The sequence below is a fragment of the Candidatus Pelagibacter ubique HTCC8051 genome (assembly GCF_000472605.1).
Classification (GTDB): Bacteria; Pseudomonadota; Alphaproteobacteria; order Pelagibacterales; family Pelagibacteraceae; genus Pelagibacter; species Pelagibacter communis_B.
The window spans coordinates 609,666-632,112 of the sequence record NZ_KI421440.1 but is presented as its reverse complement, the minus strand read 5'-3'; the positions used below and the strand labels follow the sequence as shown (position 1 = coordinate 632,112).

Genomic DNA, 22,447 nt, shown 5'->3' with positions numbered 1-22,447 from the left:
AAATTAATATAAGTCTATAATAAAAAGTTTTATATCTTTCAATATCTCAAATAGGTTAAATAAAATAATCTCTAAGCCTGGAAAAATACTAGCTAAAGGTGTTTTCAAAGTATCTAATAAGATAATTAGCGCTACAAAAGATATTATAAATACAACTAAATATGAAAAAAATTTCCCAACCAAATTTCCTTTTTTGTTATTGTTTGGGTAAATTTTTGTTTTATTGATTTTTTTATCATTTTTATCTCCAATTTTATTTTGAGATAGAGGTTCTTTTTTATCAATTATTTGCTCTATATTTTCATCAACAATAACTGATTTATCCTGATTATTTATATTATCTTCTTTTAAAGATAATGTACCTCCATTATTTTTATCTTTATTATAAAACCAAACGTGACCACAAGAACCACATTTTAAATCTCTTCCCTCTAAAGGTATTAAAGAGGGATCAATTTTAAATTGTTTATTACAATTAGGGCAGGTAATAATCATGCTCATTTATATATCAGATTTATATGAAATTTCTTTTATTTTTGATCTATTTATACTTTGAAATAATCTATATCTACTGTATTAGTAATCGGATCGGAGTGTAGCGCAGCCTGGTAGCGCATCTGGTTTGGGACCAGAGGGTCGCAGGTTCGAATCCTGCCACTCCGACCATCATTTATGAGTAAAGCAATAATTTATATACCAAATAAAAGTCCTATGCAGTCAGGTACTGCAAAAAACAATAAATGGATTTTAGAATTTATAACTAAAGATCCAATCAAAAATCCTTTGATGGGTTGGGAAAGCTCAATAGATACGTTATCAGAGTTAAAATTGGAATTTTCAACAAAAGAATTAGCAATCAACTATGCAAAAAAAAATAAAATTAATTTTGATTTAATTGAACCAAAAAAAAGAAAAACTGTAAAAAAATCATATGCAGATAATTTTTTAAAATAATAAATGTTTAGATTTTTTAAATTAAAAAAATGGATCATGTGGTCGTGGTTAGGATCAATGATAATATTAACATCATTATGGGTTCAAGTTAAAATTGATGTCAAAATTAATGAATGGTTTGGTCAATTTTATGATATGATTCAAAAAGCTCTTTCTAAACCTAATGCTATAACTATTGAAGAATATTGGTCTAGTTTATTATCATTTATTACATTAGCTGCATTCTATGTAGCTGTAGCTGTTATTGTAAGTTATTTTACTTCACATTATTTGTTTAGATGGAGAACTTCAATGGTTGAGTGGTATCATAGTGTTTATGATAGAGCTCGTAAAATTGAAGGAGCCTCTCAAAGGGTACAAGAAGATACAATAAAATTTTCAAGAATAATGGAGTCTTTGGGTACAAGTTTAATTGAAGCCTTAATGATTTTGATTGAGTTTATGCCAATCTTATTTGGTTTAAGTATAAGTATTCCAATTTTCTTTTTCGGTGATTGGGATTATGGTCTAATTGTAGGTGCTTTAATCTGGTCAGTTGGTGGAACAATATTTTTGATTATTTTAGGATTAATTTTAAGACTTGTTGGTGTTGAATATGATCTTCAAAAAAAAGAGGCAGCATATAGAAAAATATTAGTTGTTGCTGAAGATGATGGGACTATAAGACCAAAATCAATTGAGGAACTTTTTAATGGTGTTAGAGAAATTCATTTTTTAAGTTATATTAGATATTTATATTTTAATATTGGTAGGATTGCTTACCTTCAAGCAAATGTACTTTCAGCGTATGTTTTTTTAGCTCCTGCAATTGTTGCTGGAGCTGTTACACTTGGTGTTATGCAGCAAATAATAAGAGCTTTTGGTAGAGTTGAAGGTTCAATGCAGTATATTCTTAAAGCTTGGCCTACAATAATTGAATTTGCTAGCGTATATAAACGTTTGAGAGAATTTGAGTCAAAGATAAATCAAGATGAATTTATTGATGAAAAAATTTAATGGCAATAGATAAAAAATTTATTGATCAATTTATCAACGTCACATCTAAAGCAGCATTAGCAGCTTCATACCAAATTGGTAAAAAAGATAAAAATAGAGCAGATCAAGCTGCAGTTGACTCTATGAGGGCTGAGTTAAATAAAATTAATATGAATGGTAAGGTTGTAATAGGGGAGGGAACTTTAGATGAGGCACCATTACTTTATACTGGAGAATTTTTAGGATCAAAAAACGGTCCTGAATTTGATATTGCTGTTGACCCTGTAGAAGGAACAAATTTTGTTGCAAATAATTTACCTGGTGCAATAGCCGTTATATCGATAGGAGAAAAAGGAAATTTATTTAATGCTCCAGAAACCTATATGAATAAAATAGCAACTGGAAAAATTGATAAAGGCCTAATTGATTTAGACTATCCACTTGAAAAAAATATTAAAAATTTATCAAAATTTAAAAATAAAGATGTATCTTCATTAACTGTATGTATTTTAGACAGACCAAGACATAAGATAATTATTGATGAGTTAAAAGATCTGAAAGTAAATATAAAACTTATATCAGATGGAGATGTACTTGGTGCTTTATACGTTTCTGATCCTAAATACAAAGTTGATATGTTTTTAGGTATAGGTGGCGGACCAGAAGGAGTTCTTGCTGCATCAGCATTAGATGCTTTTAATTGTCATTTTCAAGGAAGATTTATTTTTGATAATGAAAAAGATATAGCTGAAGCCAAATTATTAGGAATAAACGATTTAAACAAAAAATATGAATTGAATGAAATAATTAAGGGTGACTCTATTTTTTGTGCATCAGGAATAACAAGTAGTGCAGTTTTAAATGGTATTTCTATAAAGGAAGATAAATTTTTATGTGAAACTTTAATTACACATAAAAGTTGTAATTTTAAAAAAATTGTAAAAAGTGTTAATTCAATTAATGAATGATATCTATTACTGGAAAAAAATGGGTACAAAAAAAAATTAACAAAAATCTTGCTGAAAAAGTTAAACAAGATTATGAGTTAACAAATTTTTTATCTAATTTTGTTGTATCTAGAAATTATGATGCTACAGAAATTTTTTCTATCAATAACAATCAAAAATTATCAAATATATTTATAAATGATTTTGATTTTAAAAAAGCCTCATCAATTTTTATAGATTCTATTAAAAAAAAAGAAAATATTTGTATATTAGGTGATTATGATGTCGATGGATCCTGCGCAACTTCATTGTTGGTAAGATATTTAACCCACATTAATCAACCTCATTTTTTTTATATTCCTGACAGAGTGGTAGATGGATATGGCGCTAGTAAGAAGCTTTTCCAAAAATTAATATTAAAAAAACCTAAATTGGTAATTATGGTTGATTGTGGTTCAAATTCAATTGATGCTGTTGATTTTTTAAGACAAAATAATATTAAATCTATAATTATAGATCATCATGAAATCAATAGCCCATACCCAAAATCTAACGCTCTCATAAATCCAAAAAAAAATATTATAAAAAAAGAACATACTATATTATGTGCTACTACTTTAACTTATTTTTTTTTAGATATTTTAATAAAAAAAAATAAATCAAAGTTTAAATTATCAAAATTTTTAATTTATGTATTATTGGCAACTATTTGTGATGTAATGCCGTTAAGAAAAATTAATAAAATTATAGCTATTAATACAATAAAAGATTTTAATATTAAAGATAATGCAGCAATTGAATTTATATTTAATCAACATGACATAAAAAAAAAAATTTCTATAGAGGATTTAGGTTTTTTAATTGGTCCAATAATAAATGCCGGTGGTAGATTAAATTATTCAAATTATGGAGTAGAATTATTATCCACTGATAATAAAGAAATTATTAAAAAAAAATCAATAGATTTAATTAATCTGAATAACAAAAGAAAAAAAATTGAAGAAAATATTTTGAATAATCTTAATTTTGAAGAAATTAAAAAAGAAAATAACAATGTTATAATTTATCAAGACAATAATATACATGAAGGTTTAATTGGAATTATAGCAGCTAGATTAAAAGATTATTTTAATAAACCAGCGATTGTCATAACTAAATCAAATAATTATTTAAAAGCATCTGCCAGATCAACTTCGTCATATAACGTTGGTTATTTAATTAAATTACTAATTGATAAAAAGATAATTGAAAATGGTGGGGGTCATAATTTGGCTGCTGGTTTTTCATTTAAAAAAAAAAATATTGATCTTTTGCGTAATTTCATAGAAAAAGATTTTTCAAAAAAAAATACTAACTTTGATAATTCTATCAAATATGACTCAGAGCTATCAATCTCTGCTATTAATAGTCAGTTTTTAAGTGAAATTTCTAAATTAGGACCATTTGGAAATGAAAATTTATTACCTATATTTTTAATCAAAAATGTTAAAATTATCAAACCAGAAACAATTAGAGATAAACATATATCTGTTATAATTAAACCTAGTATTGGATCATCAATTAAATCAATATGTTTTAATTCTGTGAATAGCCAATTAGGTGAATACTTGTTGTCATATAAAAAAGAGATAAATTTAATTGCTCAAATACATCAAAATTTTTGGAATAATAAAAAAACTATCCAATTAAATATTAAAGACTTAATTTTGTAGCTGAATAACTCTTGAATTTTACCATCTTTTAAAATAAAAGACTTTTCAACGGTCCCTTCGTCTATCGGTTAGGACAGCTGGTTTTCATCCTGCAAAGGGGGGTTCGATTCCCCCAGGGACCGCCATTGATATGTTCTATTATACATATATGTTAAAAACTATAACTCCTGGTATTAAAAAGACATACGTTGGATATACAAATAATTTAAATCTAAGACTATCAAAACATAATTCTAATAAAGGAGCTAAATCAACTAAAGGTTATAAGTGGATATTGATTTATAGTAGAAAATTTAAATCAAAAAATTCTGCAATGGCATATGAATATAAGTTAAAAAAAGATAGAATTTTAAGAAATGAATTATTAATGAAATCAATAAAATGAAAATATCAATTTTGTTACCATTTAAGGAGAATTTTTCTGCAAACTATGCAGGTGCTGTTTCATTATTTGTTAATGATACAATTAATCAAAGCTTTTATAAGAAATCAATTACAGTTTTTGGTAATACAAATTATAAAAATTTTCTTTCTAAAAGTTATACAAATATAGAATTTAAAAAAAAGATATTTTCTAGTACTAATAAATTGTATGTCGAAAAATTTCTTAATATTGAAAGTAAAATAAATTCTGACTTAATAGAAATTCACAATAGACCTAGCTATATTTCAATTATAAGAAAAAAATATCATAAACATTTATTTTTGTTTCTACATAATGACCCTCTACAAATGAATGGATCAAGATCAGTTGACGATCGTATTAAATTACTTCAAAATGTGGATAAAATCATATTCAATAGTGAATGGTGTAGGAATAGATTTTTTAAAAATTTTGAAAATAAATCTGAATATTTAAAAAAAACTGATTTATGTTATCAATCAACATCAAAAATAAAAATTGATTTTAAAAAAAAGAAAAAAATTATTTCATTTGTAGGTAAATTAAATAAAGCCAAAGGGTATGATATTTTTGGAAAAACTATTATTAAAATTTTAGATAAATATCCAAATTGGTCTGCAAGTGTTTTTGGTGATGAGCCTAGAGAAAAATTAATCTTTAATCATAAAAATTTACATTTATTTGGTTTTAAAAATAATCAATATGTTTTAAATCATTTAAAAAAAGTAAGTATTTCAATTGCTTGTTCAAGGTGGGAAGAGCCTTTTGGTAGAACTAGTTTAGAGGCTGCTAGTAGAGGATCAGCTGTTATAATTTCTAATCGTGGAGGTTTACCAGAGACTTCAAGTGTTGCTATTAAACTAAATGAATTATCTTCAAAATCATTATTTAATGAAATAGAAAAACTTATCAAAAATAAAAAAAAACTTTTATTTTTACAGCAACAAAACTATAAAAAATTTAAATTTACTCATAAATATATATCAAAAATACTAGACACTATTAGAGATCAATATTTAATACCAATACCATTAGTTAAATTTAATGTAAAAAAAAATAAGATTTTAAAAATTTTACATTTAACTAATTTTAATAGACGTTTTGATGGGAGACTTCAGTATAATACTGGTAGAAGACTGAATAATGGTTTTGTTAGATTAGGTCATAATGTTTTAACTTTAAGTGATAGAGATATAATCCATGATAATAAAAAAATTCTAGATCCTACGGGTAAAAAACAGTTACAAAAATCTATCATTCAAAACTTTAAAAATTTTAAACCTGATTGTTTAGTTTTAGGCCATGTAGACTCTATTAATAATTCTACTATTAGTGAACTTAGAAATTTAAATAAAAATTTACGAATATGCCAATGGTTTTTAGATCCAATACATAAACATGGCCCTGATTATATTAAAAATAATGAAAGAATTTCTAATAATTTAAAAAATATTGATTTTACCTTTTTAACATCTTGCCCAAGTCTCCTTAAATATAAAATTAATAATTCTTTTTTTATACCGAATCCATCAGATACATCTTTTGAAATATTAAAAAATTATGAAGTTAATTGTCCTAATGATATTTTTTTTGCAATGAGTCATGGTGTTCATCGAGGAGTTCTTAAAGATGGTAAATATGATAATAGAGAAAAATTTATTAAAAAATTAATTAAAAAAAATTCTAAAATTATATTTGATATTTATGGTATGGATAAAATACAACCCGTCTGGGGTAATAATTTTATAGAAGCTATATCAAAATCTCAAATGGGTCTAAATTTGAGTAGGGGCAAACCAGCTAAATATTATAGTAGTGATAGAATTGCTCAACTTTTAGGAAATGGTCTTTTAACTTTTATTGATAAGGAAACACAATTTGATGATTTAATCGGCAAAGACTCGGTTATCTACTACTCTAATTTAGATGATTTAAGTTATAAAATTAACAAATATAAAAAAGATACAAAACAAGCAAAAAAAATAGCCAAAAAAGGTAGAGATATTTATATCAAATATTTTAACTCAACCATTGTGAGTGATTATATGTTATCAAAACTATTTGATTACAAGAGTTCAAATAACTTTATTTGGACAAAATAAAAAATTAAATTTTATGTTTATATCTTTATTTTATTTAGTGGATTATTTTTAAATAAATTTGCTTCTTTGATATATCTTCTTACCATTTCAGGAGATTTGTGACCTGTCATAGCCATAATGTTCCTTTCCTCTACTCCAGATTCTGCAGCTGACGTAGCAAAGCCTGAGCGCAAACTATGTCCTGAATAATTTTTACTTTCAATGCCAGCAATTTTAAGATATTTTTTTATTATAATAGCAACTGTTTGATCAGTTAATCTATTATTAGTTAATTTAGAGCCCTTAGAAAACCTTCTAAATATAGGTCCCGAATTAATATGAGATACTTCAATCCATTTTTTGAGACTTAAAACTGGACAATATTGTGTATTATTAAAGTAGGGTATTCCTTTTACTAATCCTACTCCAAATTGGTCAGTTTTTGATCTTCTTAGATTAATTTTAAGTCCCTCTGTTACAAAGTCTAAATCATCGTAGTCTAGAGAGACTATTTCATTTCTTCTAAATCCACCTGAAAATCCAATTAGTATTATCGTTCTATCTCTTAATTTCTTAATTTTATTATTTTGATCATTATCAATTACATTAATTATTTGTTTTAAATTATTGATTAATAATGGTTTTTTTCCTTTTTGAATACTTCCTTTTCTTCTTTTTATACCCATTACATTTTCTATTATTGATGGATGTTTAGTATCTAAATAAAGACCTTTTAGTCTATGAATAACGCCTATTGATACCAATCTACGTTTTAAAGTACTCATTTTAATGTTTTTCGTAGTTAAATGTGTCAGGTATAAAGAAACTATTTTTGGTTCTGACGGAAGTGACTTAAATCCATTCTGAGCACAGAATAATCCAAAATCATTAAAATCTGATTTGTAAGCTCTGACCGTATTATTTGCTTTAGAGCTTTGCAAATTTAATAATGTTTCTTCTTGTAAAGCTTTTATATCTGTTATTATATTATTCATCATTATTACTATTGATAACCATTAATTATCGTTAATAATATATTAGTAAAAAATAATTGTCAATGATTAAAAAAAGATTAATCTAAAAAAATGAGAACTTTAATATTGTCTTTTTTTCTTATTATTTCTAGCATTAGCAATAGTCATGCAAACTGTACAGCTAGCTTCATGAGTAGCCCTGACATCATTTTTGGTCAAACTTTTAACTGTGATGATGGATCAATTTTAACATACAATAGTAATTCAATAAAATAGCCAATAACACAGGTTTTAAACTCTATGAACTTAAATGGAACTAAGTTTCAACTAAAAGTCTGGAATTATTTGAGGAAAATACCAAAAGGTAAAGTTAAAACCTACCTTGAAGTTGCTAAAGCCATTGGAAAACCTAAAGCTTTTAGAGCAGTTGCTAATGCAGTAGGCAAAAACCCCTATCCACCCAAAATACCTTGTCATAGAGTGATAAGATCTGATGGCAGCCTTGGTGGCTACTCAGGAAAAGGTGGTATTCAGCAAAAAAGGCGATTACTGAGATTAGAGAAGGTCTTAATTAAATAGCATTTTTTATATACCAAATACCTAAATTAACCGCATAAATAAACACTTATAAGCTATTTTAATCCTTTTTCCCATAAATGGTATTGTACACCCTTCAGTTGTACTAGATATCGATCTTTGCTTAAAATAAGGTGCTCTATGGGCGTTTAAAGCGTATATTCTGATAGTGCATTGCTCTAGTTTTTAATGATACCAATACTTTTAGAAGATGAAAAAAAAGGTTGTATTTTTAGTTATTTTCACTCCCCTACTGCACTTTAAAATGAATCATTTATGTTAGAATGTTTAAAAGTGTTGTTATTAAACAATTTTAATCAATAACAATAAATTTGAATTATTGATATAAGTTTTTATTAATATGAAGCTGAATATTAGATTAATGTTTATCTTATTATCACTGATTATCGAGGTTAATTAAATATATAGTTTATTTTTTTTACTATATTATAATATTATCTACATTTTTATATAATCAAATTAATTAACAATTACAATAATTTATTATATATAACTAATCTAATACATCAGTATATAGTAAATAATTTATTACTATTAATTTAGCTTGCTTAGATAATATTCTCTCCTAGAGATATATAGACCGCTTAACACTATAATAAAAAGACCCAGATAAGTCCAATTATCAGGAAGTTCATGGAAGAAATAATAACTAATAATGATATTAGTAATAATCTCTGTATAGCCTAAAGGAGCTAATTTAGAGGCATCAGCATATTTGAGTGATAATATAAGAAAAAGATGTGCTACAGACGCTATAAGGCCTATTAAAGCCATTAAAATCCATTGATTTGACGTTGGATTAACCCAAACAGAAGGCATAAATAAGCTAATTATGATAGTTCCAATCAAACCTGACAACAAAAGTGTTAATAGTGGATTATCTGAAGTACTGAGTTTCCTAGTTATTATAAGATAAAATCCATAGCAAACTCCATTACCTAATGCAGCCATTGTAGCTAAATTTAACTCAATGAAGCCAGGTCTTATTACAATCAACGTTCCAATAAATCCTAGGGAAACTGCGGCCCACCTCTTCACCCCTACTTTTTCATTGAGGAAGAAAGGAGATAAAGCTGTTACACATATAGGGGCAACAAAAGCTAAAGTTAAAGCTTTAGGTAGAGAAATCTCTGATATTGCATAAAAAAATAAGTACGTAGAAAAAACAAATATTAATCCCCTTATCAATTGAAGTGCTGGTTTTTTTGTCCATACCAATGTGTGTCTGTAGAAAATTAACATTAAAGATAAAGTAAAAACTACAGTGAAGAAATATCTAGCCCATGTAATTTGAAGAACATCCATAGATGAACTTAAATATTTTGCAAAAGCGTCCATCACTGGAACAATCATCCATGCAGAAGCATTTAAAATTATAGCCTTCATAATAAAAGGATACCTTTTAATAGAAGTATTTTAAAGCAAAGAATAAAGTAATAGGAATCGTAACTAACGACATAATTGTAGATACAACAATGGTACTAGAAATATTATCAACAATTTCTTTTGGTGAATACATTGAGGCTACTAAATAGCATAATATTGCACTAGGCATAGAAGATTGAATTAATACGACACCAGCCGAAACACCTGTTAGGCCAAAAATCTTTATTAAAATAAACCCAATAATGGGTCCTAAAATTACTCTTCCAGTTGAAGTTATTACAGCATCTTTGAAGGAGAAAACTTTCATTTGAGTGAGTGCAACACCCAAAGACATCAATATCATGACTATCATTCCATATGCCAGCAACATAACGGTATTCATTACAAATTGCGGAACAGGTCGCTCAAAGTATAAAAATAAAACAGTTATTATTATTGCATAGAATGCAGGACTTTTAAAAATAGTTTGAAAATCAAATGCTCTTTTAGCTAAAAAAATATTTAATGTGAAGTGAAGAAGGACGACTAGTGAAGAAATTGCTGCGGCTATACCCATACCTAGCTCTCCATACGCAAATAAACATATTGGAATACCCATATTTCCCGTATTAGGCAAAATAAATGTAGGTAGCTCTCTTATATAATCTTTTTTCATTAAAACTAAAAAAACTAATCCAATTATTCCAAATGCACTTAAAAGTATTAAAGCATAAAAAAAGAATTCTTTAAAAATATCAAAAGTTACACCACCAGCAGTAAGTGCAAAAATTACCAATGCAGGAGTTCCAAAATTTCCTGCATATGTAGTTATGAAAGAAGTGTCAAAATTTGGGTTCTTTTTTCCCAATAAAAAACCAATTCCAACTATAAAAAAGACTGGAAATAAAACTTCAAAGAGTTTTAAATATATGTCCATTAATTATATAACCTGATTAACACAGGTGTTTTAAGAATATTTTTATTTTTCTTAAATATAGATAAACAGTTATTACAATTAAGTTCAGAAGTTTTGTGAGTTATTATTACAATTGTAGCTTTATTATCTTTTTTATTAGGAGTTTGAATTAATCTTTTTACAGATATTTTGTATTTGGCAAGTCGATTAGTAATCTGTGATAAAACACCTGGTTTGTCTTTAACTTCAAATCTTAAATATAATGAATTTATATAATTTTTTACATTATATGGTTTGAAGGATTTTAGTTTCTTTACAGAAATTCCAAGAGGTTTTTTAATGTTACCTCTTAAAATAGATAATAAATCAGACAACAATGCTGATGACGTTGGACCTGGACCAGCGCCTTCACCTTGCAAAATACTTTCGCCAATTGGTTTACCTTCAAGGATAACCGCATTCATTACACCACCAACATTACCAATATAAGATTTTTTACTCACAAGGCACGGATGTACTGTTTCAAACAAATTACCATTTTTTAACTCAGATATTCCTAGAAGTTTTATTCTTAAATCAAGTTGGTTTGCAATTTTAATATCTTTAAGATCAATTTTTTCAATTCCTTCCATTAAACATTTATGTTTAGAAATTTTACTATTAAATGATAATGCTGATAAAATTCGAACTTTTGCGAAAGCATCAAAACCATTTAGATCTAGTTTTGGGTTACCTGGTTCAGCATAACCAAGTTTTTGAGCTTTTTTCAATACATCAGAAAAACTTTGGTTAGAATTTTCCATTTCAGAAAGAATATAATTAGATGTGCCGTTTAAAATTCCATAAACTTTCGAAATCTTATTAGTAGCTAAACCTTCTTTAATTGATCTTAATATTGGAATACCTCCACCGACAGATGCTTCAAATTCAAGATTAACATTATTAAGTTCAGCGATTTTGGCTAATTCATTTCCATGTTTTGAAATTAATGCTTTATTTGGAGTTATTACATGAATTTTATTTTTTAAAGCTTTTTCAATAACTTTCTTTGATACACCACCTGACTGACCTATTACTTCAAATAAAATATCAACTTTTGTTTTATCAAAAATTTCTAGTGGATTTTTAAAAAATATTTTTTTATTGATTTTAAATTGTCTTTTTTTATTAATATTTTTTGCTGAAATGGCTATAATATTAATTTTCTTACCAGTTTTTATCTGAATATCTTTTTTTTTAGTATTCAATTCATTAAGTAGATAAGAGCCTACTTGACCAAGGCCTACTACAGCAATATTTATTGATTTGTTCATTGGTCTATATCTGGATATTTACTTTTTTTTGTATACTCATCTATATAAATCTCATATTCTTCATTTGTCATATTTGTTATATCTACTGACTTTTTTAATACTTCAGATATTTTATTTTGATCATCACTATTTTTAACGACCTCTTCTGTCCAATATTCAGAATCTTTGTTTAACGAACAATTATTTAAAAACAAAATAATAAAAAATATAAAGACTAATTTCATTTTAATGCTGTATTAATTGGAAAATTAAATTTCATATTTAAATTCTGTATTGCTTGGCCTGCGCCTCCTTTAATCAAATTATCAATAGCTGAAATTATTATAATTTTATTTTTATATTTTGACTTACAAACAGATATAAAGCAATTGTTTGAGTTAATAACATCGTTTGTACTTAATAATGTATTTGCTTTTAAAATTTTAATAAAATCATCTTTTTTATAAAAAGATGTTAGTGTTTTAATTATTTTCGACTGAGTAGCACTTTTTTCAAGATCAATATAAATTGTACTTAATATACCTCTAAACATAGGAGTTAAATGAGGTGTAAAATTAAAACTTAATTTCTTTTTAGTAAATTTATTTAACATTTGATCAATCTCTGAATTGTGTCGATGAAAACCAACACCATATGCACTCAAAGACTCATATAGATTTTTATTTTTATACTTTTTATGAACACCTCTACCAGCTCCTGAATAACCAGATTTAGAGTCCATTATTATATTATTAACTTTAACTAATTTTTTTTTGATAAGAGGAATTAATGGTAATAATATTGAAGTTGGATAGCATCCAGGACAAGATATAATCTGGTATTTACTTATATTTTTTCCATTAACTTCTGGCAGACAATAAATACTTTTTTTAATTAAATTTACTGCTCTGTGCTTTTGTTTATACCATTTGAAATATTCTGATACTTTTTCTAATCTAAAATCAGCTGCTAAATCTATTAAAGTGTTATTTTTTGTTAAATATTTTGATATTTCTTGAGCTTCTCCATTTGGTAATGCTGTAAAAATAATATCAACATCTTTTAAAAGTTTTTTATTAAATTTAATAATTCTTGGTAACTTTTTCCCAGATAGAGATTTATCATAATTAGAAATATTTTTTCCTACAGAACTACTACCGCAGAGATATTTAATATTTATATATTTGTGTTTAATTAATAATTTAATTAATTGAACTCCAATATATCCAGTTGATCCAGCAATCAATGCATTAAGCTTAGCCATAATCTATTATAACAGTTAAAATTTAAAAGAGAATTATCTTTTAGAAAATTGGAAGCTTCTTCTAGCTTTTCTTCTACCAGGTTTTTTTCTCTCTACTGCTCTAGAGTCTCTGGTTGTAAGTTTTTCAGTTTTTAAGGTAGATTTTAAATTTTCATCAAACATAACTAATGCTTTAGAAATACCGTGAACTAAAGCTCCTGCTTGACCAGTAGGTCCTCCCCCACTTACACTGCATCTTACATCATAATCGGTAGACTGATTGATTATATCGAAAGGTCTCGTAATTTGAAGATGATGAAATTCGCTTGAAAAATATTCACTAAATAATTTACCATTTACATAAATCTTACCAGAACCTTTTTTTAACCATACCTTTGCAATCGAAGTTTTTCTTCTTCCTGTTGCATATTTACTGTCCTTAAAGTCTAGTTTTAACTTCGGTGTTTTTGATGTTGTTTGAGTATTTTCCATGTTAAGTTCTTGCTAAGTTTTTACTGTTTAATTTACCCAATTCAATCACTTGAGGATTTTGTGCTGTATGTGGATGATCACTTCCAGAATAAATCTTTAATTTTGTTAATTGTTTTCTACCTAATACACCACCAGGTAACATTCTTTTTACAGCAAGTTTTAAAGTTTCACCTGGTTTTTTTTCATGTAATTTTTCTGGTGTTGTTTCTTTAATTCCACCGGGATGTCCAGTGTGTTTATAATAAATCTTATCTTGAAATTTTTTTCCAGTAAATTTCGCTTGTTCAATATTTTTTACTACAACAAAATCTCCATGATCCATATGGGGTGTGTAAGTAGTTTTGTTTTTTCCTCTAATAATTTTAGATATTACAGTAGCCAATCTTCCAACTACAGCGTTTGTAGCATCTATTTCATACCATGATGAAGTTACTTGATCTTTTTTTACAAATTTTGTCATTGTGCGAGGATTAATACTATTATTAATTGCAAAGTCAATTTGATATTTAACTTGTAATATAAGACTTATCTGCTAAAAAGAAATTGCCGATTTGATCCTATTGCGGGCATAAAACTGCTAAACAGGAATTTTCAACAATTAATCGGTAGGCATTTGAACTGTATTGTGCGCCTTGCATTAAGTTAAAGCACTAAAAAAGGGAGTAAAATGAGTACAAAAAGAAATAATCCAGAAACAATAGCAATTCATGGAGGTGACTATAGAAGTGACCCCTCGACTAATGCGGTAGCTGTCCCAATCTATAGAACTACATCATATCAATTCGATAGTACCGAACATGCAGCCAACCTGTTTGCGCTAAAAGAATTTGGTAACATTTATACAAGAATCATGAATCCTACCAATGATGTTCTTGAAAAAAGAGTTGCTGCACTTGATGGCGGCTTAGCCTGTTTGACAGTTGCATCAGGACAAACTGCTTCTACTTTTGCAATTTTAAACGTAGCTAAAGCAGGAGATAACATTGTTAGTTCAACAGATCTATATGGAGGAACAGTATCTTTGTTTACACATACATTGAGTAAACTTGGTATTGAAGTTAGATATGCTGACCCTTCTGACCCGAAAAACTTTGAAAAAGTTATTGATGAAAAAACAAGAGCTTTTTATGGTGAAACTTTACCCAACCCATATTTAAGAGTTTTTCCAATTAAAGAAGTTGCAGACATTGGTAAAAAATACAATATACCATTAATTGTTGATAACACAGCAGCACCTGTTATTTGTAAACCACTTGAACATGGAGCAGCAGTAGTTGTTTATTCACTTACAAAATACATTGCTGGACATGGAACAGTTGTTGGGGGAGCCTTAGTTGATGGTGGTAATTTTGATTGGACAACAGATCCAAAAAGACAACCATTATTCAACGAACCAGACGCAAGTTATGGTGGAGTAGTTTGGGGAAAAGCAGTACCTGAATTAACAGGCGCAAATGTTTCTTTTGCTGTAAGAGCAAGAGTAACTTTATTAAGAGATCTAGGATCAGCTTTATCACCTGATAATGCTTTTGGAGTGATTCAGGGCTTAGAAACTGTTGCTTTAAGAATGAAACAACATTGTGAAAACGCTACAAAAGTTGTTGATTATCTAAAAAAACACAAAGCAATTTCTAAAGTGATCTATGCAACTGAACATAATGAGGAAATTTCTAGTAGAGCCAAGAAATATCTTAAAAACGGTAATGGTGCATTAGTTGGGATAGAATTAGCTGGTGGAATAGAAGCAGGTAAAAAATTTATCGAGTCTTTAAAGATGTTTTATCATGTAGCTAACATAGGTGATGCAAGAAGTTTAGCAATTCACCCAGCAACTACTACTCATAGTCAATTAACTGAAGACGAACTTGCAGCTGCTGGTGTAACACCTGGTTATGTTAGATTGTGCATCGGTTTAGAACATATTGATGATATTATTGACGACTTAGATCAAGCTCTAGATAAATCCTCAAAAGGTAACTTAAAAGCTGTAAGTTAAATAAAGTATTTATATGTCGACAAACAGAAATTAATTAATTCTCCTATATTTTGTAATATAGATAAAATATAGAGTGGAAAGAATAATCAAAATTGAATTTATCTGGTGTAAAGATGCATAAAAAATTTTTACTCCAGATAAAATAGTAAATATTCCTAAAACAATCTGTAAAAATAAACTAACCCCTATAATAATTACAGGTTTTCTAAGTATTTCAATCCTATCTCTGATGATACAAAAAAGTATATAAATATAAATACAAACAATTAAGTAAGCTAAATTTCTGTGAATAAATTGAACTATAGAAGGATTATCAAAAACATTTAAGTTTAAAAATTCAATAAATTGACTATCATCAGGAAAGTAAGATGAACCCATCATAGGCCAAGTATTGTAAACTCTTCCAGCATCCATTCCTGATACAAAGGCACCAATTATTAATTGTAAAAATAATAAAAAAAGGAAAAACTTTACTAAATTGATGTTAATTGAGATATCAATAGTTTGTATTTTAGTTAATTTAAGAAATTTCCAAAATATAACAGATAATATTATAAAAGCTGTTACTAGATGGAGTGAAAGTCTATAATGACTAACATCTACTCTTTCAATTAAGCCACTGGATACCATATACCATCCAATAAAACCTTGAAAACAAACTAATAAAAAAATTAATCCATATTTTTTTAAGATCCACAATCCATTTTTGATGGAAAAAAAAATGAGTGGTAATAATACAGTTAACCCAATTAATCTACCTAGCTGACGATGACCCCATTCCCACCAAAAAATTACCTTAAATTCATTTAGTGACATATTGAAATTTTGTTCACTAAATTCTGGAATGGTTTTATAAAGATTAAAATAATCAATCCATTTATCATTTGTTAATGGTGGAATAAAACCAACAAACAATTCCCAAGTTGTTATAGATAATCCAGAATCTGTTAGTCTTGTTAATCCACCAACCAAAATTATAAGAATAACTAGAACGATAAGTGTAAGTAACCAGACCTTTAATTGGAAATTTAAATGACTATTCTGACTGTACATATATAGATAAATATAATAATTATTCATTAATCCAATAAATTAAATGTCGCCAAAAAATAAAAAAAAATTAGATGGAATTCGTACAAAACTAGATAAGTTAGACAATAAACTTCTAGCTCTAATCAAATACCGAACTTCTCTTGTCAAAGAAGTGCTCAAATTAAAAGAATTTAAAAAAGAAATAATAGATCAAAAAAGGATTAATTTTATTTTAAATAAAATTAAAGGAAAATCTAAAAAGCTTAAAATAGACCCAAAAATTACTAATCGTATATGGAAGAATATGATTTGGTCTTATATTGATTTCGAAAGACGAAATTTCAAAAAAAAATAATTATTTACTGTGCGGTGGAAGTTTTTTTTCCACAAAGTTTTCATGTTTTCTAGTAGCTGGATTATATTTTTTAGCTGAAAGTTTAACTTTAGCTTTTTCTCCACCAGCAGGTTTTTTCACATAATAAAAAAAAGGGCTGTCAGGTTTTGACTCTGGAACTAGTCTAACTTTTATGTGTGTTTTTTTTGCCATTTTATTTTAAATTTTTTAAATTTTTAACAATTTTAGAAATCTTAATTAATTTATTTCTTAAATTATCAGCTTTTATAGAATTATTTGCCAATTCGTCAAGTTCTAAAGATTGAACTCCATTAAGTATTTTTTTTACACCATTAATAGTCATACCCTGTTCTTTAAGAAGAAATTTAACTTTTTTGAGAATATTAATACAATTTTCATCATAATATCTTCTATTTGAATTTAAAATTTTTGGTTTGATTTGTTTAAATTGGGTCTCCCAAAATCTAATTATATGTGTTGGAAGTTCACCCTTCTTATTAGATTTCAAATTTAATATTTTAGCAACCTCTCCTATTGTTTTATAGGCACTATCAGACTTATCCATTATCTTTCAAATTTACAAATTCTTTGAATTCTTTTGAAGGTTTAAATAATACGACGTCTCTACTTGATATCATTTTAGTTTCTTTTGTTTTTGGATTTCTTCCTATTCTTGATTTTTTTTCTCTTATAGTAAAAGTTCCAAATTTAGATAATTTTAATTTCTTTTCTTGTTTAATATTTGAGACAATTGTTGATAAAAAATCCTCAATAAGGTTTTCAGAAATTTGTTTTGAAAAACCTAGTTGCATATAAACTAAATTAACTAAGTCTTTTTTAGTTAAATTTATTCTCATTAAAATTAAATATTTTGCTTAATCTTTTCTATCAAATTACCTTTTATAATTCTATGACAAACATCTAAAGAATTAGAAAATCCGATAAAATCAGTTCCACCATGGCTTTTAACTACAGGGGAATCAAGCCCAATAAATATAGCACCATTATAAAGTCTTGGATCTAGTCGCTTTTTAAATTTTTTCAAATTTGAAATATTTAATAATGATGAAATTTTTCCAATTAAAGATCCCGTCATAGCTTTTTTAAGTTCATCTGTAATAAAATTTGCTGTCCCTTCAGCAGTTTTAAGAGCTACATTTCCAGTAAAACCATCAGAAACTATTACATTAACTTCTCCATCCATTAAATGGTTCCCCTCTATATAGCCAGAAAAATTATAGTTATCAGATTTTTTATCATTTAGATTTTGGTATGTTTCTTTAATAATTTCATTTCCTTTAAGTTCTTCTGATCCAATGTTTAATAAACCTACGTTTGGTTTTAGCCCAGGATATAAAGATGTGTAAAGAGAAGCGCCCATGATAGAAAAATCTAATAAGTTTTTAGAACTACATTCTATATTTGCACCTAAATCTAACACAACACTCATCCCATTTTTATTTGGCCACAAAGCTGATAATGCTGGTTTGTCAATATTCTCAATCATCTTAAGATTTAGTTTTGAAATAACTAATAGAGCTCCAGTATTACCAGCTGATACTACAATATCTGTCTCTTTTTTCTTAACGCTTTCAATTGCAAGCCACATACTAGTTTTTTTTCCTCTTTTAGCTCCTTCAAGTGGGCTATCAGTACTTTTAACTATATCTGTAGTATGTATGATTTCAAAAAAATCATTATTTATTTTTTTATTGATAAGTGGGCTTATTCTATTTTCATCACCAAAAATTTTATAAAACAAATTTTTATTAGTTCTATGATTAAGAATTATTCCTTCAATAATCTTATTTGGTGAGTTATCACCACCCATTGCATCGACTGCAATTTTTATCAGATCTGTCATTATAGATTTTTTATTCTTTTGGGTCTAAAACTTGTCTACCCTTGTACATACCAGTTTTTAAATCTAAATGATGAGATAATCTGTACTCACCTGATTTTTTATCTTCAACAATGTTTTTAGTTGAATATTTCATAGTTTGAGCCCTTCTCATTCCAGTTCTGGATGGGGTTTGTTTTCGTTTTGGTACAGCCATAATTATGGGTTACTTACACTTTTTAAATAAGAATTCAAAGTTTTTTTTGATAAATTTTCATTAAATAGCTCAAAATAATCAATCAAATGATCAATTTCTTTAAAATCACTTAAAAAAATTGAAAACTTTTCAAATTTTTGAATTCTTGATAAATTTTTCCAAAAATGTACTTCGGAAACCATCGAATGAAATAGATTTATATAATCTTTCATTTTTTTATTAATTGATTGATCTCCATACCCTATTTCTCTGATGCTGAGCTCAAGTTGTCTAAATATAAAATCATAGATTTCCTGTAAAATAATCTTATTTTCGTCATTTTTAAAATTTTTTAAAAAGAATGAAAAATGTAATAAAAATAAGGTTAAACGATCAGAAAAATTATCTTCACGACCTAAATCTTTATATAAAGCCTTATTTCTGGTGTAACTAATTAAATTGTTATAAACATAAAGATATTTTTTATTCATGATCAAAATATTATATATATTTTTTATTTCAATAATAGTTACAAATTGTTCATTAAAAGAAGTTTCAGAAATACACGGTATACCTTTCTTAGAAAAAAAACAGGCCTCGCTTATTATAAATAAAACTAATAAAAATGATATAAGGAGGATTTTAGGTAATCCATCAACAACGAGTAAATTTGATAATGATATATGGATTTATATTGAAAGAAAGCAAACTCAATCTGCATTAAGAAATTTAGGTAAAATGAAGATTAATGAAAATAACGTTCTAGTATTAGAAATAAATAATTACGGAATACTAACAAAAAAAAAATTTTATAACAAAGAAGATATGAATGATTTAAAAATTGCTAAAGCAACTACTCAAGCAGGATTTAAAAGAAATTCTTTTATATATGAATTTATGTCAAGTATGAGACAAAAGGTTAATGACCCTCTTGGACAGAGGGCCAAAAAACGTAAAGAAATTAGCCAGCGATAACAGCTAATAGTAATAACGCAACAATATTTGTTATTTTTATCATTGGATTGACTGCGGGTCCTGCCGTATCTTTGTAAGGATCACCTACCGTATCACCTGTTACTGCAGCCTTATGAGCCTCAGAACCTTTTCCACCATGGTTTCCGTCTTCGATGTATTTTTTAGCATTATCCCATGCTCCACCTCCTGCTGTCATTGATACAGCAACAAATAATCCTGTGATAATAACGCCTAACAACATTGCTCCAACAGCTGCTAATGCAGCTACTTGTCCACCAATTGATAAAATTATAAAATATAAAACAACTGGAGACAAAACCGGTAATAAAGATGGAATTATCATCTCTTTTATTGCTGCTACAGTCAAGAGATCAACCAATTTAGCATAATCTGGCTTTTGTTTTCTTTTCATAATACCAGGAAATTTTTTAAATTGTCTTCTTACCTCAATAACAACGGCACCACCTGCTCTTCCAACAGCTTGCATTCCCATTGAACCAAATAGGTATGGTAGCATTCCACCAATTAACAACCCAACAACAACGTAAGGATTTGATAAATCAAAAGTTACAACTATACCCTCTAATTTTGAACCTGCTACGTTTGAGTAATGTTTAATATCTTCTACATAAGCTGCAAATAAAACTAGAGCTCCTAAACCTGCAGATCCAATAGCATACCCCTTAGTAACAGCTTTTGTTGTGTTACCTACTGCATCTAATGCATCCGTAGTTTTTCTAACTTTTTTGTCTAAGTTAGACATTTCTGCGATACCTCCAGCATTATCAGTCACTGGTCCATAAGCATCAAGAGCAACTACCATTCCAGCTAACGCAAGCATAGTAGTTACTGCGATTGCTATCCCAAAAAGTCCTGCAATAGAATTTGTAGTTAAAATACCAGCAACAATAATTATTGCAGGTACTGCAGTTGCTTCCATTGATACAGCTAAACCTTGAATAACATTAGTACCATGACCCGTTGTTGAAGAAGCTGCAACAGATTTAACTGGTCTATAATTTGTACCAGTATAATATTCTGTGATCCAAATTAATAAACCTGTAATTACTAATCCAATTATCCCACAGTAATATAAACTCATTCCATTAAAGTTTTTGCCATTAACATTATATTCTGTTGCAAAACCTAATACATGATCAGTAACAGGATATAAAATTACTATAGATGTAATAGCTGATACTACAAATCCTTTATATAAAGCGTTCATAACATTTTTGTCTTTACCAAGTTTAACAAAGAAAGTACCTAATATTGAAGTAATGATACAAGCACCACCAATTGTTAAAGGGTAAATCATCATATTCATATCTCCCTGAAAGAAGATAGATGATAAAACCATAGTTGCTACAATTGTAACTGCATAAGTTTCAAATAAATCAGCAGCCATTCCAGCACAATCCCCTACGTTATCACCAACATTATCAGCAATAACAGCTGGGTTTCTAGGATCATCCTCAGGTATTCCAGCTTCAACTTTACCAACTAAGTCTGCACCAACATCAGCACCTTTAGTAAATATACCACCACCTAATCTTGCAAAAATAGAAATTAGAGAAGCACCAAAACCTAGAGCAACAAGTGCATTAACTATCTCTCTTTGATCAACATTAAACTTTAACAAATAATAGTAATAGACTGCTATAGACAATAAGGCTAAACCAGCAACCAGCATACCAGTTACAGCACCTGACTTAAATGCAACGGATAAACCTTGTGCAAGACCTTTTCTAGAGGCCTCAGCAGTTCTAACGTTAGCTTCAACAGACACTAACATTCCAACATAACCTGCGATACCAGATAATGTTGCACCAACTAGATATCCTAAACCAACTAAAGGACTAAAAGCAATACTTACTATTACTAGAACAACAACACCAACAATAGCAATTGTTTTATATTGTCTTGCTAGATAAGCCTTAGCACCAATTTGAATGGCAGAGGCAATATCTTGCATTTTAGCATTACCCGCACTTTGATTTAAAATATTTTTACCAGTAAAAAATCCATAAACTATGGACAATAATCCAGCTCCGATTGTGTATAATAAAATTGTCTCTACTGTTTCGCTCATATAAACCTTA

The 22,447-nt window shown here is 27.7% G+C and carries 28 protein-coding genes, 2 tRNA genes and 1 riboswitch; of the genes, 13 read left to right on the top strand and 17 right to left on the bottom strand.

Annotated features, from left to right (window positions below; translation table 11 throughout):
* Window positions 1-3 precede the first annotated feature (3 nt).
* The gene (locus tag F754_RS0103460) at window positions 4-501 is read right to left on the bottom strand and encodes a zinc-ribbon domain-containing protein (protein ID WP_082254666.1); all 498 of its coding nucleotides are present in this window, start codon (window positions 499-501) and stop codon (window positions 4-6) included.
* 88 nt (window positions 502-589) lie between these two features.
* Here F754_RS0103460 and F754_RS0103455 point away from each other — a divergent pair.
* The 8 genes from F754_RS0103455 to F754_RS0103420 all read left to right on the top strand — a co-directional run bounded on the left by F754_RS0103455 (window position 590) and on the right by F754_RS0103420 (window position 7,093).
* Window positions 590-666 (top strand) — tRNA-Pro (locus F754_RS0103455).
* A gap of 6 nt (window positions 667-672) precedes the next feature.
* On the top strand, window positions 673-954 hold the full coding sequence (locus F754_RS0103450; RefSeq protein WP_023648522.1) for an ETC complex I subunit: 282 nt from the start codon (window positions 673-675) through the stop codon (window positions 952-954).
* 3 nt (window positions 955-957) lie between these two features.
* Window positions 958-1,950, top strand: coding sequence for a putative transporter (locus F754_RS07580; protein ID WP_023648521.1), 993 nt, complete (start codon window positions 958-960; stop codon window positions 1,948-1,950).
* The gene (glpX, locus tag F754_RS0103440) at window positions 1,950-2,897 is read left to right on the top strand and encodes a class II fructose-bisphosphatase (RefSeq protein WP_023648520.1); all 948 of its coding nucleotides are present in this window, start codon (window positions 1,950-1,952) and stop codon (window positions 2,895-2,897) included. Before F754_RS07580 ends, glpX begins: the two co-directional genes overlap by 1 nt.
* Window positions 2,894-4,588, top strand: a complete 1,695-nt coding sequence (gene recJ, locus F754_RS0103435) for a single-stranded-DNA-specific exonuclease RecJ (protein WP_023648519.1) — start codon at window positions 2,894-2,896, stop codon at window positions 4,586-4,588. The genes glpX and recJ overlap by 4 nt, the downstream gene beginning before the upstream one ends.
* Window positions 4,589-4,638: 50 nt before the next feature.
* Window positions 4,639-4,713: transfer RNA gene (locus tag F754_RS0103430), tRNA-Glu, on the top strand.
* Between the two features lie 5 nt (window positions 4,714-4,718).
* Window positions 4,719-4,973, top strand: coding sequence for a GIY-YIG nuclease family protein (locus F754_RS0103425; protein WP_051332839.1), 255 nt, complete (start codon window positions 4,719-4,721; stop codon window positions 4,971-4,973).
* Window positions 4,970-7,093, top strand: coding sequence for a glycosyltransferase (locus tag F754_RS0103420; protein ID WP_023648517.1), 2,124 nt, complete (start codon window positions 4,970-4,972; stop codon window positions 7,091-7,093). Before F754_RS0103425 ends, F754_RS0103420 begins: the two co-directional genes overlap by 4 nt.
* A gap of 17 nt (window positions 7,094-7,110) precedes the next feature.
* Here the strand turns inward: F754_RS0103420 and F754_RS0103415 are convergent, their stop codons facing one another.
* On the bottom strand, window positions 7,111-8,067 hold the full coding sequence (locus F754_RS0103415) for a tyrosine-type recombinase/integrase (protein WP_023648516.1): 957 nt from the start codon (window positions 8,065-8,067) through the stop codon (window positions 7,111-7,113).
* A gap of 90 nt (window positions 8,068-8,157) precedes the next feature.
* Here F754_RS0103415 and F754_RS07750 point away from each other — a divergent pair, with 90 nt between their 5' ends.
* A complete protein-coding gene (locus tag F754_RS07750; RefSeq protein ID WP_155242590.1) occupies window positions 8,158-8,322 on the top strand; it encodes a hypothetical protein in 165 nt (54 codons plus the stop codon).
* A gap of 24 nt (window positions 8,323-8,346) precedes the next feature.
* Window positions 8,347-8,625, top strand: coding sequence for an MGMT family protein (locus F754_RS0103410; RefSeq protein ID WP_023648515.1), 279 nt, complete (start codon window positions 8,347-8,349; stop codon window positions 8,623-8,625).
* 552 nt (window positions 8,626-9,177) lie between these two features.
* On the opposite strand, the gene F754_RS0103405 is transcribed toward F754_RS0103410, so the two are convergent.
* From F754_RS0103405 to rplM, 7 genes are read right to left on the bottom strand one after another with little or no spacing between them, the layout of a single operon-like run.
* On the bottom strand, window positions 9,178-10,029 hold the full coding sequence (locus F754_RS0103405; protein WP_023648514.1) for a DMT family transporter: 852 nt from the start codon (window positions 10,027-10,029) through the stop codon (window positions 9,178-9,180).
* A 16-nt stretch (window positions 10,030-10,045) separates the two neighbouring features.
* On the bottom strand, window positions 10,046-10,945 hold the full coding sequence (locus F754_RS0103400; protein WP_023648513.1) for an AEC family transporter: 900 nt from the start codon (window positions 10,943-10,945) through the stop codon (window positions 10,046-10,048).
* A complete protein-coding gene (locus tag F754_RS0103395; protein ID WP_023648512.1) occupies window positions 10,945-12,237 on the bottom strand; it encodes a homoserine dehydrogenase in 1,293 nt (430 codons plus the stop codon). Before F754_RS0103395 ends, F754_RS0103400 begins: the two co-directional genes overlap by 1 nt.
* Window positions 12,234-12,461 carry a hypothetical protein gene (locus F754_RS0103390; protein ID WP_023648511.1) on the bottom strand — a complete coding sequence of 76 codons (228 nt, stop codon included), beginning with the start codon at window positions 12,459-12,461 and terminating at the stop codon, window positions 12,234-12,236. Before F754_RS0103390 ends, F754_RS0103395 begins: the two co-directional genes overlap by 4 nt.
* Window positions 12,458-13,480: an N-acetyl-gamma-glutamyl-phosphate reductase gene (locus F754_RS0103385; protein WP_023648510.1), complete on the bottom strand. Its 1,023-nt coding sequence runs from the start codon at window positions 13,478-13,480 to the stop codon at window positions 12,458-12,460. Before F754_RS0103385 ends, F754_RS0103390 begins: the two co-directional genes overlap by 4 nt.
* Window positions 13,481-13,513: 33 nt before the next feature.
* The gene (gene rpsI / locus F754_RS0103380; protein WP_023648509.1) at window positions 13,514-13,951 is read right to left on the bottom strand and encodes a 30S ribosomal protein S9; all 438 of its coding nucleotides are present in this window, start codon (window positions 13,949-13,951) and stop codon (window positions 13,514-13,516) included.
* Window position 13,952: 1 nt separating this feature from the next.
* Window positions 13,953-14,411, bottom strand: coding sequence for a 50S ribosomal protein L13 (gene rplM, locus F754_RS0103375; RefSeq protein WP_023648508.1), 459 nt, complete (start codon window positions 14,409-14,411; stop codon window positions 13,953-13,955).
* Window positions 14,412-14,549: 138 nt separating this feature from the next.
* A riboswitch (SAM riboswitch) is annotated at window positions 14,550-14,617 on the top strand.
* A gap of 1 nt (window position 14,618) precedes the next feature.
* Between rplM and F754_RS0103370 the strand changes: the two genes are divergently transcribed.
* Entirely contained in the window at window positions 14,619-15,947 is a 1,329-nt protein-coding gene (locus F754_RS0103370) for a PLP-dependent transferase (protein WP_023648507.1), read from the top strand.
* Between the two features lie 30 nt (window positions 15,948-15,977).
* On the opposite strand, the gene F754_RS0103365 is transcribed toward F754_RS0103370, so the two are convergent.
* Window positions 15,978-17,000, bottom strand: coding sequence for a COX15/CtaA family protein (locus tag F754_RS0103365; protein ID WP_023648506.1), 1,023 nt, complete (start codon window positions 16,998-17,000; stop codon window positions 15,978-15,980).
* 43 nt (window positions 17,001-17,043) lie between these two features.
* Here F754_RS0103365 and F754_RS0103360 point away from each other — a divergent pair, with 43 nt between their 5' ends.
* Window positions 17,044-17,334 carry a chorismate mutase gene (locus tag F754_RS0103360; protein ID WP_023648505.1) on the top strand — a complete coding sequence of 97 codons (291 nt, stop codon included), beginning with the start codon at window positions 17,044-17,046 and terminating at the stop codon, window positions 17,332-17,334.
* Here the strand turns inward: F754_RS0103360 and F754_RS0103355 are convergent, their stop codons facing one another.
* The 6 genes from F754_RS0103355 to F754_RS0103330 are packed head-to-tail and all read right to left on the bottom strand — an operon-like array spanning window position 17,335 to window position 19,861.
* Complete coding sequence (locus tag F754_RS0103355) at window positions 17,335-17,526, bottom strand: 50S ribosomal protein L33 (protein ID WP_023648504.1); 192 nt, start codon at window positions 17,524-17,526, stop codon at window positions 17,335-17,337. It lies immediately after the preceding gene.
* A 1-nt stretch (window position 17,527) separates the two neighbouring features.
* Window positions 17,528-17,899, bottom strand: coding sequence for a MerR family transcriptional regulator (locus F754_RS0103350; protein WP_023648503.1), 372 nt, complete (start codon window positions 17,897-17,899; stop codon window positions 17,528-17,530).
* The gene (locus F754_RS0103345; protein ID WP_023648502.1) at window positions 17,892-18,191 is read right to left on the bottom strand and encodes an integration host factor subunit alpha; all 300 of its coding nucleotides are present in this window, start codon (window positions 18,189-18,191) and stop codon (window positions 17,892-17,894) included. The genes F754_RS0103350 and F754_RS0103345 overlap by 8 nt, the downstream gene beginning before the upstream one ends.
* Before the next feature lie 5 nt (window positions 18,192-18,196).
* Entirely contained in the window at window positions 18,197-19,198 is a 1,002-nt protein-coding gene (plsX, locus tag F754_RS0103340; protein ID WP_023648501.1) for a phosphate acyltransferase PlsX, read from the bottom strand.
* A gap of 10 nt (window positions 19,199-19,208) precedes the next feature.
* Window positions 19,209-19,391, bottom strand: a complete 183-nt coding sequence (rpmF, locus tag F754_RS0103335; RefSeq protein ID WP_008544930.1) for a 50S ribosomal protein L32 — start codon at window positions 19,389-19,391, stop codon at window positions 19,209-19,211.
* 2 nt (window positions 19,392-19,393) lie between these two features.
* The gene (locus tag F754_RS0103330; protein ID WP_023648500.1) at window positions 19,394-19,861 is read right to left on the bottom strand and encodes a ubiquinol-cytochrome c reductase; all 468 of its coding nucleotides are present in this window, start codon (window positions 19,859-19,861) and stop codon (window positions 19,394-19,396) included.
* Between F754_RS0103330 and bamE the strand changes: the two genes are divergently transcribed.
* Window positions 19,860-20,345, top strand: coding sequence for an outer membrane protein assembly factor BamE (gene bamE, locus F754_RS0103325; RefSeq protein WP_023648499.1), 486 nt, complete (start codon window positions 19,860-19,862; stop codon window positions 20,343-20,345). The genes F754_RS0103330 and bamE overlap by 2 nt on opposite strands.
* Here bamE and F754_RS0103320 read toward each other — a convergent pair.
* Window positions 20,332-22,437, bottom strand: coding sequence for a sodium-translocating pyrophosphatase (locus F754_RS0103320; protein WP_023648498.1), 2,106 nt, complete (start codon window positions 22,435-22,437; stop codon window positions 20,332-20,334). The two genes, bamE and F754_RS0103320, sit on opposite strands and share 14 nt — an antisense overlap.
* Window positions 22,438-22,447: the final 10 nt, after the last annotated feature.